Here is an 11,089-nt window from a genome sequence, read left to right as displayed (position 1 = left end):
CGGCCAGGTGCGTGGCCAAAGGCGCCCGCCGACAATGTACCGACAAGCGGAGACAAGAAGGCCACACCAACACCCGCACCTCCCGGCGCCTGGCCAACAGTACGACGCCCGGCCCAGAAGGAAGTACCTCAAAGCCTTAAGGCAGTTAGAGAATTTTGGCCGAATATTCTAGAAGCATTGAAGGAGCGCCGACGGTTCGCCTGGATCATAGTAGACCAAAACGCCAAAGTAGCAGATTTTGACGGTGAACGCCTGTCTCTAGAATTTGCAAGCAAAAGAAGTTTGGACACTTTTCATGCAGCGAATTTGAATGAGGCGCTTGAATATGTAGTGCGGGAAGTGTACAAATTTCCTTGGGTGATTGATACGGTCGAGCGGAAATCAAATAATCCTGCTCCGATGGTCGCGCAGAAAAATCACCGGCCAGGTCAGTGGCCCATCACGACGGAGAATTCCGCGAATTCCGTCATGTCGCTCGGTGTTACTGGAACGGAGTCCGCGCAATCCGGAAAGCTTGACGAAGTGCGCAGGCCCGGCGCCTGGCCGACCGTAGCTAGATTCGACCCTGCTTTGGCGCTATCGAATGCCCACCGCTGGCCGGAAGTGTTGGAGGAAATTAGGGTAAGGAGACGCTTCGCCTGGATCCTCCTAAGCCAGAACGCTAAAGTCGTACACTTTGATGATAGTTCGCTACACCTTGAATTCGTCAGCCAGTCCACCGTGAGTAACTATCACTCATCCGGGGTCCATGAAGTACTTGAGTCGACCCTTCGCGATATGTATAAGCGGCCGTACGTTGTTCACGCTATCGCGCAGTCATCCAACAAATAGATTCCTGACTCCTACTCGGCGACGAGGGACTTGGATCAGGTGATCGACAGATGAGACGGTCTGTCACCGAGGGTGGCCAGCCCTCAGCGCCACCCGACCCAGCACGCGGGCCAGTCGCAACAACCCCCTCAGCAAATCTCATTGGCCTTGCACCGAGAGTTTGGAGTGACGAGTCGTGCCAGACGCGTGCCAGATGGTGCGGGGAACTGCGGGGAACACCGGGGAGTCGAGGGAGCCGCCGTCAGGCGTCGACACCATTCCGACGCAGGTCAGCCAGGCACAGGCTCTAGATCACCTCAGCTTCCCAAGCTGAGAGCGCGAGTTCGATTCTCGTCACCCGCTCCAGCAGAAACCCCCAGGTCATCGGCCCGGGGGTTCTTTGTTGTCCAGACCGGTGGGCGGGACGCGCACCACATCCGCACCACAAGGACGCGATCAGCTGCCCGTGGGCTTCTCGTCGTGGCGTACGCCGAGTACCGGCAACGCGGCCTGGTCCACTTCCACGCGGTCGTCCGCTTCGACGGTCCCGGCGGCCACACCACCTTGTCCCCGGCCTGGGCCTCCTTCGACGCCCTCCGCGTCATCGTCGGCCCGGCGGTCGAGCGTGCCCGGCTCACGCTCGAGTCGGACTCGGTCGGCGAACGCGTCATACGGCGGGGCGACCTCTCCAAGGTGGATCGGATCTCCGCCCCGGGCGACGGCGAACTCACGGACGCCAAGGTCGCCGGATACGTGGCCAAGTACGCCACCAAGAACACCCTCGATGCCCCGGCGCATGGCGCATGGCGAGGAGTATCAACCCCGTCTCGGTGAAATCGAGTTGGTCATGTCACGGGACCGTGACGGCGTCGTCCTGGATCAAGGACCGAGGCAACCGCTCGGGTCCTGGTCCCCTCATACTGATCAAGCACGTGCCGAGGAACGCCCGCACCTCAGCCCCAACAAATCGACCAGCAGAGGGAATTGACCAATGATCCGCAACCGCCGCAAGGCCTTCCTCGTCTCGGCCGCACTCCTGGGCGGCACCCTGCTGATGACGGCGTGCAACCAGAGCGACGACGCCGCCGACAGCTCCTCCGGCAAGGCCGACGCGGCTGCGGCGGCGAGCAAGGCCGGCGCCACAGGTGTCAGCGGTGCCTCCGCCTCCCCCTCCGGTTCCGAGAACACGTCCGACGGCGGCACGTCCGGTTCCGGGAAGACGTCCGGCAGTGGCAGTACGTCCGGTTCCGGGAGCACGTCCGGCGGCGGCACGTCCGGCTCCGGGAGCACGTCCGACTCCGGCGAGACCGTCGTGGAGGGCCTCGACAAGGGCAAGGGCGTCAGCGGCACCTGGTACGGCATCGTGCGGTACATGGCGCCCGGCAAGTACCTGGTCGACGGTCCTGCGGCCCAGGGCTCCGGCGGTGAGCAGCAGGCCTTCTTCCTCGCCGAGGACACCGTGATCCTGGGCGGGGGCCAGATCTGCGGCACCGCCGGCTCGAAGGTGGACGCCCCCTGCGAGGAGGCCGACCTGGAGAAGGCCGCCAAGAAGGGTGTGGAAGCCCAGGTCGTAGTCAAGAACGGCATAGCCACTCAGATCACCGACGGTGCGCTTCTCTGATCCGGCAGCTCGCAACGAGCAGAGGCGGTCTGCCGGAAGGCAGCCTGGCCATGGCCGCCCTGGACAACGCCGTGGCCCGGCGTGGAGACGTCGACGGGTGCATTCTGCACAGTGATCGCGGATCGCATTTCCGCTCCCGGAAGTTCGTCCGGGCGCTCGACCGTCACCGGATGGCCGGATCGACAGGGAGGGTCGCAGCTGCCGGCGGCAACGCGGTCGTGGAGTCCTTCTTCAGCCTGCTGCAGAAGAACGTCCCCGACCGCCGGGTCTGGGCCACCCGCAAAGAACTCCGGATCCGCGGCGGTCCGGAACACGCGTGCACGCGGCCACGCGCGCGTGTGCCCGCTGCCGGGTCCGTACCGCCCGCTGTCGGGTCAGAGCCGGGAACCGCCGGTGGCGTCGATGACCTGCCCGGTCACCCATCGGGCGTCGTCGCAGGCGAGGAAGGCGACGACCTCGGCGACGTCCTCGGGGCGGCCCACCCGGCCGAGAGCGGAGAGTGCGGCCGCGGACCGCTCCGCGGCCTCGTCGCCGCTGCACCGGCATCACCGTCCGGGGCATCCGCGACAGCGACTCCTGGCGCACCGGCGAGAACCCCCTGCTGTTCGACAACAACGGCAACAGCAAGGCGGCGTACACCTCCGTGCTCAACACCCTGAACGCCGCTTCCCCGACGACGCCTCCCACCACACCGCCCCCCACCACACCGCCGACGACCCCGCCCGGAACGGGCACCGGTGAGATCAAGGGGGTCGGTTCCGGGCGGTGCCTGGACGCGGTCGGCGGGGGCACCGCCAACGGCACGAAGATCCAGCTGTACGCGTGCGGGAACGCCGGCAACCAGAAGTGGACGTTCGGCGGCGCCGCCACGACGGCTTCGTCCTGACCCGACGTGATCCGGCCCGGCCCGGCCCGACCACGGCGAGTCGGGCCGGGCCGGGCCGGGCCTCAGCGTTCCTCGCGGGCACCGGTGGCGCGGGGCGATGCCGTGGCGCCGGGTGCCTGAACGGCGGCCGAGGGCGTGGCCGTCGACGTCGGCGCGGTCGTCACCGGCAAGGTGTCGCCCAGGCGGACCCGCGTGTGGAACCACTCGGCGTCCTCCGTGCCGAGGCCGATCCAGCCGTCTTCGGTGTCGTCGTCGCTGAGATCCTCGAGCTGCGGGGAGGAGAGGCCGACGTAGTGCGGCAGGCCCTCCCCGTCGCGCAGTTCGACCACGTACCGGACGCTCACCGTGGTGGGGGCTATGGTCGGGCCTTCACGGGGCACGTTGAGGGGCATCTCCTTCGGGTCCTCCTTCGCGACCACCGTCATCGGGCCCGTGGCCCGGAACAGGGCCTCGGATGCCGAGAGGATCCGCATCGCCCGGCCGCCGAACGTGAGGGTGCGCCCGTACAGGTCGAGCGTGCTCCCGACGGGCGTCGGGACGGCCGTGGACGGCGGGACGGAACGGGACGGGGCCACGGCCGCGGGACCGCGTCGGTCCGGGTCGTCGCGGTCCCCGTCCAGGTGCAGGCCCAGCGCGAGGCCCAGCAGCGCGAGGGCCGCGGTTCCCGCGCCGAGGGTCGCGGCGGCCCGGCGGCGGCGTACGCGGCGCATCGCCCGGGCCCGTGTCGCGGGGCCGCCGACGACCGGAGCGGTCGCGTGCTCCGCGGCCAACTCGCGCAGCGCGGCGGAAAGTTCATCGGCCACGGCCGCTCTCCTTCCTGACCGGGGCGCCGGCCTCGTCGGCCCGCCCGTCGGCCTCGTCCGCCGCGAGACGCTTCGCCAGCTCCGCCCGTCCCCGGGACAGCCTCGCCTTGACCGTCCCCACGGGCGCACGGGTCTCGGAGGCTACCTGCTCCACGCTCAGGTCACACAGATGGTGCAGGACGATCGCCATCCGCTGGGCCTCGGGCAGTTCGCGCAGGGCCGCCACGAGCGCGGCGTTCTCGGGGTTCGGCCCCGGGGTGGAGTCGGGCGGCGGAGTGCGCCGCACCAGCTCCAGCCAGCGCTTCGAGCGCCGCCAGCGGCTCACCGCCAGCCGCATGGCCACCGTGCGGATCCACGCCTCGGGAGCGCTGTCGGCGAGGAACCGCTGCCGCCGGGCCCAGGCCCGTACGAACGCTTCCTGGACGACGTCCTGGGCCTCGCCGTGGTCTCCGGTGAAGGCGTAGAGCTGTCCGGTCAGCCGGGGGAACGCGGTCGCGTAGAAGGCGTCGAACTCGTCCTCGGTCATGCCCTCACCGGAATCTTCGTCCTTTTCTTGCAACCCGGCCGCCTCCGCCGTGCGTACAGGTCCCGTGGTCGCGTAGGTCGCACCGAGCGAGGCGCACCCCACCGGGAAGACGGCGCGCAGCGGTTCCGGGCTCCCTCTCCCCGACGGTGACGGCTCGTCGGCTGCCCAACCTACCCGCACGAAAAAGCAGTTGCCTGACCAGGACGGACGCCCGCACGTCCGGCCACGACCGAGTTCCCGAACCTAAGGACCTCCCCGTGCCACCCACCCGCGATGTGCCCCCCGCCGGCCACGACTTCGCCGCGTACGCCCGGACGCACTGGCCCCGGCTGACCGTGACCGCGCGCCTGCTCACCGACGACCCCGGTGCGGCGGAGGAACTGGTGCGGAGAACCCTGGTGCGGATGTGCGCGCGGTGGCGACGCGTCCCGCGCGACGACAGGGACTTCCACGTGCGGCGCTGTCTGGTGCGGGGCCACCTGCGCCGGCTGCGCGGGCGGCGGGCCGCGCGGCGGCGGGCCGTGATGGTGCTGCGGATCTGGGAAGGGCTGGCGGACGCGGAGATCGCCCAGTTGCTGGGCTGCTCGGCGGGCGCGGTGCGCGCCCGTTTCCGGCACGGTCTGAAAGCGGCCGGCGGCGACCCCGGGCGGCTGCGCGAGACGTACGCCCGTGCCGCCCGGGACGTCGTCCCGTCCGAGGTGCCGCTGGCCGGGCTCCGGGCCGGGGGCCGCGCCCTGCGGCGCCGGCGCCGCGCCGTGGCGTCGGCCGCCTGCGCGGCGCTGCTCGTGCCCGTGGCCCTGCTCGCGGCCGACCGTGTCGGGGCCGGCGGGGCGCGGGGCGGGGCGTCCGGCGTCCGGGCGGGGGACGGTGCCGGTTCGGCGACGAGCCCGGTCCGGGTCGTGGCGCCGGGTGAGCGGGTGACCGTCGGGAGAGGGGTACGGGTGTGGCTGACGGCCGACGGCGGGCACTGGTCGGTGCCCACGGACCTCCCGGGGGACAACAGCGACCGCCCGGGCGACGGAGCGGGCGTCTCCGTGCGGGTGGACAGCGTGCCCGACGGGTTCTTCCTGTCGGGCCTCTTCCACGGTCTGCACGGCGAGCCGGGCCGTGTCGAGGTGAGCGCCGGCGGCGGCAGGACCACCGCGAAGGTCCTGGTCCTGGCGGGAAACCCGGGCTGGGGCATCTGGTACGCGAGCGCGCCGCTGCCCGAGAAGAACGTGCGGATGCTCTTCGACGCGGGAGGGGACGAGCGGATCGTCACGGTGTACGACGCCTCGGGCAAGGTCGCCGCACGGTCGGACAGCACCTGGCGGCGGATATGAACGGCGGCGGCGGGACGACCGGGCCGGGAACGGCACGAGCGGGCGGAAGGAGCGGAACCGGCGGAACCGGCGGAACGGCGGAAACAGCCGGAGCGGCGCGAGCGGCACGGCGGCCGGGGAAGGGGAAGCGGCCGGGGAAGGGGAGGCGGTCGGTGCTGCGGCGCGCGGAGCGCACGCCGCTCCGGATCCGGTACCGGCGCACCCGGGGCCGACGGCTCCGGCGGCTGTGCCACATACTCCTCACGCTGGTCGCGTCGCTGTGTGCGGCGGCCGTCGTGGCGTACCACCTGACGACCGTTCCGGAGCCGCACCCCGAGACCGTCACCCAGAGCACCGTGTTCCTCGACGCGGGCGGCGCCTACCTGGGACGGCGCGGACCGGTCGACCGGCAGGACGTCCCGCTGTCCGCGGTCCCCCGGCACGTGCAGGAAGCGGTGATCGCCGCGGAGAACCGCTCCTTCCGTACGGACAGCGGGATCTCGCCGCGGGCCCTCGCGCGGGCCACGCTGGCGACGCTGACGGGCGGCGACCCGCAGGGCGGCTCCACCATCACCCAGCAGTACGTGAAGAACGCGCTGCTGAGCCCGGAGCGATCGCTGTCCCGCAAGGCCCGCGAAGCACTCATCGCGATCAAACTGGACCGCACCCGCACCAAGGACGAGATCCTCGAGGGCTACCTCAACACCGTGTACTTCGGGCGGGGCGCCGCCGGCATCCAGTCCGCCGCGCGCAACTACTTCGGCGTGGACGCGAAGAACCTGACGGTCGCCCAGGGCGCCGCGCTGGCGTCCATCGTCAACATCCCCTCGTACTACGAGAAGGCGGGCTCCGATCCGGAGGTGACCGCGACGCTGGAGAACCGCTGGGAGTGGGTGCTCGACGCGATGGTGGCGGGCGGAAGCATCACGGACGGGCAGCGGGCCGCGGCGCGTTTCCCGGCGTTCCGGTTCTATCCGCCGGGCGAGACCGAGGGGCAGCGGCAGTATCTGATCGACGTCGCCGCCAGGGAGGCGGCCGACCGGCTCGGCATCGCCGAGGACCAGCTCGCGAGCGGCGGTTACAGCGTGACGACCACCTTCGACCTGGCGGCGCAGGACCGCGCCACGCAACTGGTCGAGGAGCATCCCGGGGGCAAGGGCGTCCGGGTGCACACGGCCGTCGTGGGGATGGTGCCCGGCGACGGTGCGGTACGGCTGCTGTACGGGGGCTCGGACTACGCGCGGCAGCCGTTCAACGACGCGGTGAGCGGGGCGGTCGAGGCGGGGACGGCCTTCGAGCCGTTCAGCGGGCTGAGGCGGGCGGACGAGCCGCTGGGCAAACTGCTGAGGACGGCGGCGCCGACTCCGCTGGCCCTGGCGTCGGCGTACGCGGCGGTGGCGGCGGACGGCAGGTACGCCACCCCGTACACCGTCGCGCGCATCACGCGGGAGGGCCGCACCGTCTACCGGGCGCGTCCCGAGGTGCGGCGCGTGCTGGACGAGAGGGCGGCGCGGGAGGCGGACGCGCGGTCGGGGGCCGGGCCGGTGCCCGTCGCCGTCGGGTCGGCGGGGGCGAAGGCGTTCACCACCGGCGGGGCGGGCGGCGGGATCACCCGGCGGACCGTGTGGACCACCGGGTACGACGGCCGGCTCGCCCTGACGGTCGCGCTGTTCGCCGACCGGGCGGGCGGCAGGAAGGGCACGACGGTGCCCGCGCAGCTGCCGAACGAGCCGTCGCCGACCGCGTTCGCCCAGCGGGTGGCGGCGGGGCTCTGGGCGGCCGCCACGCAGGGCGGGCGGAAGGGTGCCGCGGGGGAGGACGGGGAGGGGGGCGCCGGCAAAGACGGTGCCGGGGGAGCGGCTCGGTCCTCCCCTGTACGCCAGCCGGGGTGACCGGCGGGCTGGATGACCGGCGGCCGGGGTGACCGCCGGCCGGGGTGACCGGCGGGCGGGTGCGCCGGAAGGACCCGCCGCAGGAGCCCGCCGGAAGGGCCCGACGCAGGCACCCGCCGCAAGGGCTCGTCCTGCTCCCCGTGCGCGAGCGCCCCGGGCCGCCGGGGCGCTCGCGGTCGGGGTCGGCCGTCACGCCGCCCGTGGTCGCAGGAAGCGTGCCAGCAGGTCGTCCAGGCTCACCATGCCGGTGAGCCGGCCGGAGGCGTCGCGGACCACGGCGAGCGAGGCGCGGCGTCGGCGCAGGAGGTCGATCGCGTCGGCGACGGTGGCGTCCTCGGTCAGCTCGGGCACCGGTCGGGCCAGGGCACGGGCGCTGGTCGTCCGTCCCCGGGCGCGGGCCACCACGGCGTCACGGGCGTGCACCGAGCCGAGGACGGTGTCGTGCTCGCGGACCAGGAGCCGGGTGCGGCCACGGTCCGCGGCCAGGCGCAGGATCTCGTCGAGCCCGGCGCCGCCGTCGACCGAGGTGATCCCGTCGGCCGGCACCCGCAGTTCCCGCACCGGTGTCTGCGGCTCGGTCAGGGAACGGGTCAGCAGTTCCGAGTCCGTCCCGCTGATCAGGCCGAGCCGCTCGGACTCCGCCACCAGGCGGGTGAGCTGCTCCCGGTCGTGGGCGGAGGCCAGTGCGTCGCGCGGGCCGACCCGGCACAGCCGTACCAGGGCGTTGCTGATCGCGTCGAGCCCCCGGATCAGCGGGCGTACGGCCTTCACCAGGGCCCGGAAGGGCGGCGAGAGCAGCATCGCCGAGCGCTCGGGGTGGGCGATGGCCCAGGACTTGGGGGCCATCTCGCCGACCACCATGTGCAGGAACACCACCACGGTCATCGCGACGGCGAACGCGATCCCGTAGCTCAGCGCGCCGGGCAGGCCCAGCTCGCGCAGCAGCGGGTCGAGTTCGTGGGAGATCGCGGGCTTGGACACCGAGCCCAGGCCCAGCGTGCACACGGTGATGCCGAGCTGGGCGCCGGCGAGCATCAGCGAGAGTTCGCGCATGCCGGCCAGGGCCGCCTTCGCGCCCGTCCTGCCCTCGGCGGCGGCCTTCTCCATGCGGTGGCGCTTGGCGGCGACCAGCGCGAACTCGGCGGCCACGAAGAATCCGCTGCCGATCAGCAGCAGGACGGTGACGAGGAGCGCCGTCGGGAAACTCACGCCTGCTCCTCCGTCTCCCGGACCGGTCGCTCGATCCGCACGCGCCCGGGCACGTGCCGGTCGAGGGTGCGTACGTCGATCACCGCGGTGCCGCCCTGCGACAGCTCGACGGTGAGCCGGTCCCCGACGGCCGGGAAGCGGCCCAGCCGGTCGACGATCAGGCCGGCCACGGTGTCGTAGTCCTCCTCCTCGGGCAGCCGGACGCCGGTGGCCCCGGCCACCTCGTCCAGCCGGCGGCCGGCGTCCACCAGCCAGCCGCCGCCGTCCGCGACGGCGATCTCGGTGACGGTGTCGGACTCGTCGGCGATGTCGCCGACCAGTTCCTCGGCGATGTCCTCGTACGTGACGATGCCCGCCACACCGCCGTGCTCGTCCAGGACGACGGCGAACTCGTCGTCCCGTTCCCGCATCCGGGTCACGGCGTCGGGCAGCGGGAGCGTGTCCGGCAGCAGCAGCGGCCGGCGGGCGAGGGCGCCGGCCGTGGTGTCCGCGAGGCGGCCGGCCGGCAGGCGCATCAGCTCGGCCACGCCGAGGACGCCGCCGACGTCGTCGGGGTGGTCGCCGAGCACCGGGTAGTTGGAGTGGCCGTGCTCGGCGATCAGGTCGACGGCTTCGCGGGCGGTGGCGTCCTCGCGGACGAAGACGGCGCCGGACCTGGGCACCATCACCTCGTCCAGCGTGCGTGCGGAGAACTCCAGGGCGTGGTCGAGCAGGGTGGCGGTGTCCTCGGGCAGGGCGCCCTGCTCGTGGGACTCGCCGATCAGGTGGCCCAGCTCCTCCAGGGTGGCGCCGTGGTGCAGTTCCTCCACCGGTTCGATGCCGGCCTTGCGCAGCAGCCTGTTCGCCGCCCCGTCGAAGACGTGCACGACCGGGCCGACGACCCTGAGGTACGCCAGCGTGGAGGCGGCCAGCGACTTCGCGAGCCGCTCCGGCACGGCGATGGCGAGGTTCTTCGGGGCCAGCTCGCCGAGCACCATCTGCACGACCGTGGCCAGCACGAAGGCCAGGACGACCGAGATGCCGCCCACGGCCGCGTCGGGGAGGCCCGCACCCGACAGCGCGGGCCTGAGCAGCGCGGACACCGACGGCTCGGCGACGAAGCCGACGACCAGTCCGGTCACGGTGATGCCGAGCTGCGCGCCGGACAGCATGAACGACAGGCGCTCCAGCACCTTCAGGGCGCGGGCGGCCCTGCGGTCCCCGGACTCGGCCTCACGGGCCAGGGCGAGGCGGTCGGCGGAGACGTAGGCGAATTCCTGGGCGACGAAGTAGCCCGTGCCGGCGGTCAGGACGAAGACGGCCAGCAGGCCCGGGAGGGCGCTCGCGGCACTCATGAAACACCGTCCCACCGCGTGCCGTGCTCAGGGGATGCCTGGCGGGACGGTCGGGGACTGTGCCCCGGGGGGTCCGTCGATCTGGCGGACAACTGACGACTCCTTCGTCTGGGCGTACGTCCGGACAACGATCCTGGCCGAAACCGTGTTCCCGGAGCGCGTCCGGACACCGCGCCGGGCGGGCCTTCCGGCACCGGCGTCCGGGCGTCCCGTGCCGCCTCCGGGCGGCCCGCGGCCACCGGCGGAAACCGTCGGCGGCGGAGCGGTGCGAGCACCGGTTTTCGGCCTTTCCCGGTGGCCCGGCACCGACCGCGCCTTTCCTCACCTGCGGCAGCCCTATGATTCTACGCGTCTGTAGAAGGTCCGCGACAGGGCCGGACCTCACGCACGCGGAAGAGGACACTCATGGCTTCGATCGACCTGGACAAGGTGCTCGACAAGGCGTGGGCGGACAAGAGCCTGCCCGAGATCCTGGCCGCTCCGGTGGGGGCGCTCAAGGGCGTCTCCGACCGTGACGGCGAGCTGCTCCAGGAGGCGTTCGGGGTCGAGACCGTGGCCGACCTGGCCGAGCTGAAGTACGTCCGCTGGGCGCAGGCCCTCGCCGCGCTGGCCGCGGCCGAGTAACCCGCCCCGCGCACAGCCGCGGTGCCGTGCGCCCACCCCCGGCGCGCGGCACCGCACCCGCACGAAACACACGCACACACGCA

10 protein-coding genes and 3 pseudogenes are annotated in these 11,089 nt (G+C 72.1%); 8 read left to right on the top strand and 5 right to left on the bottom strand.

The annotated features are described in order from the left end of the window. The 4 genes and pseudogenes from ACH4N1_RS06370 to ACH4N1_RS06355 all read left to right on the top strand — a co-directional run. A pseudogene (locus tag ACH4N1_RS06370) lies at window positions 1-831 on the top strand (hypothetical protein); the annotation flags it as partial. 459 nt (window positions 832-1,290) lie between these two features. Then, entirely contained in the window at window positions 1,291-1,644 is a 354-nt protein-coding gene (locus ACH4N1_RS06365) for a replication initiator (RefSeq protein WP_398094899.1), read from the top strand. A gap of 157 nt (window positions 1,645-1,801) precedes the next feature. Further along, complete coding sequence (locus ACH4N1_RS06360) at window positions 1,802-2,431, top strand: hypothetical protein (protein ID WP_398094898.1); 630 nt, start codon at window positions 1,802-1,804, stop codon at window positions 2,429-2,431. Window positions 2,432-2,466: 35 nt separating this feature from the next. Continuing rightward, a pseudogene (locus ACH4N1_RS06355) lies at window positions 2,467-2,727 on the top strand (IS3 family transposase); the annotation flags it as partial. A gap of 78 nt (window positions 2,728-2,805) precedes the next feature. Here ACH4N1_RS06355 and ACH4N1_RS06350 read toward each other — a convergent pair. Then, a pseudogene (locus tag ACH4N1_RS06350) lies at window positions 2,806-2,940 on the bottom strand (SDR family oxidoreductase); the annotation flags it as partial. On the opposite strand from ACH4N1_RS06350, the gene ACH4N1_RS06345 reads away from it, so the two are divergent. After that, entirely contained in the window at window positions 2,931-3,317 is a 387-nt protein-coding gene (locus tag ACH4N1_RS06345) for an endo-1,4-beta-xylanase (RefSeq protein ID WP_398094897.1), read from the top strand. The pseudogene ACH4N1_RS06350 and the gene ACH4N1_RS06345 sit on opposite strands and share 10 nt — an antisense overlap. 62 nt (window positions 3,318-3,379) lie before the next feature. Here ACH4N1_RS06345 and ACH4N1_RS06340 read toward each other — a convergent pair whose 3' ends face one another. Then, window positions 3,380-4,120 (bottom strand): hypothetical protein, encoded by a 741-nt coding sequence (locus ACH4N1_RS06340; protein WP_398094895.1) that lies wholly within the window; start codon window positions 4,118-4,120, stop codon window positions 3,380-3,382. Then, a complete protein-coding gene (locus ACH4N1_RS06335) occupies window positions 4,110-4,646 on the bottom strand; it encodes a SigE family RNA polymerase sigma factor (RefSeq protein WP_398094893.1) in 537 nt (178 codons plus the stop codon). The genes ACH4N1_RS06340 and ACH4N1_RS06335 overlap by 11 nt, the downstream gene beginning before the upstream one ends. Window positions 4,647-4,903: 257 nt before the next feature. On the opposite strand from ACH4N1_RS06335, the gene ACH4N1_RS06330 reads away from it, so the two are divergent. Both ACH4N1_RS06330 and ACH4N1_RS06325 read left to right on the top strand, forming a co-directional pair. Then, window positions 4,904-5,968, top strand: coding sequence for a sigma factor-like helix-turn-helix DNA-binding protein (locus tag ACH4N1_RS06330; RefSeq protein ID WP_398094892.1), 1,065 nt, complete (start codon window positions 4,904-4,906; stop codon window positions 5,966-5,968). Further along, window positions 5,965-7,839 carry a transglycosylase domain-containing protein gene (locus ACH4N1_RS06325; protein ID WP_398094890.1) on the top strand — a complete coding sequence of 625 codons (1,875 nt, stop codon included), beginning with the start codon at window positions 5,965-5,967 and terminating at the stop codon, window positions 7,837-7,839. Before ACH4N1_RS06330 ends, ACH4N1_RS06325 begins: the two co-directional genes overlap by 4 nt. A gap of 189 nt (window positions 7,840-8,028) precedes the next feature. Here ACH4N1_RS06325 and ACH4N1_RS06320 read toward each other — a convergent pair whose 3' ends face one another. Together ACH4N1_RS06320 and ACH4N1_RS06315 are read right to left on the bottom strand one after the other, a co-directional pair. Beyond that, the gene (locus ACH4N1_RS06320) at window positions 8,029-9,048 is read right to left on the bottom strand and encodes a hemolysin family protein (protein ID WP_398094888.1); all 1,020 of its coding nucleotides are present in this window, start codon (window positions 9,046-9,048) and stop codon (window positions 8,029-8,031) included. Further along, window positions 9,045-10,382, bottom strand: coding sequence for a hemolysin family protein (locus ACH4N1_RS06315; protein ID WP_398094886.1), 1,338 nt, complete (start codon window positions 10,380-10,382; stop codon window positions 9,045-9,047). Before ACH4N1_RS06315 ends, ACH4N1_RS06320 begins: the two co-directional genes overlap by 4 nt. 405 nt (window positions 10,383-10,787) lie before the next feature. On the opposite strand from ACH4N1_RS06315, the gene ACH4N1_RS06310 reads away from it, so the two are divergent. Further along, entirely contained in the window at window positions 10,788-11,006 is a 219-nt protein-coding gene (locus ACH4N1_RS06310; RefSeq protein WP_398094885.1) for a hypothetical protein, read from the top strand. The last annotated feature ends 83 nt before the right edge of the window (window positions 11,007-11,089 follow it).

It is taken from the genome of Streptomyces sp. NPDC017202, assembly GCF_044331705.1.
Classification (GTDB): Bacteria; Actinomycetota; Actinomycetes; order Streptomycetales; family Streptomycetaceae; genus Streptomyces.
This window is presented reverse-complemented; position numbering and strand designations above follow the sequence as displayed.

Excerpts from the sequence above, each read along its gene's own strand:
- ACH4N1_RS06360 (WP_398094898.1), top strand. The coding sequence starts at position 1,802 with ATGATCCGCAACCGCCGCAAGGCCTTCCTCGTCTCGGCCGCACTCCTG.
- ACH4N1_RS06335 (WP_398094893.1), bottom strand. The coding sequence starts at position 4,646 with ATGACCGAGGACGAGTTCGACGCCTTCTACGCGACCGCGTTCCCCCGG.
- ACH4N1_RS06325 (WP_398094890.1), top strand. The coding sequence starts at position 5,965 with ATGAACGGCGGCGGCGGGACGACCGGGCCGGGAACGGCACGAGCGGGC.
- ACH4N1_RS06310 (WP_398094885.1), top strand. The coding sequence starts at position 10,788 with ATGGCTTCGATCGACCTGGACAAGGTGCTCGACAAGGCGTGGGCGGAC.
- ACH4N1_RS06315 (WP_398094886.1), bottom strand. The coding sequence starts at position 10,382 with ATGAGTGCCGCGAGCGCCCTCCCGGGCCTGCTGGCCGTCTTCGTCCTG.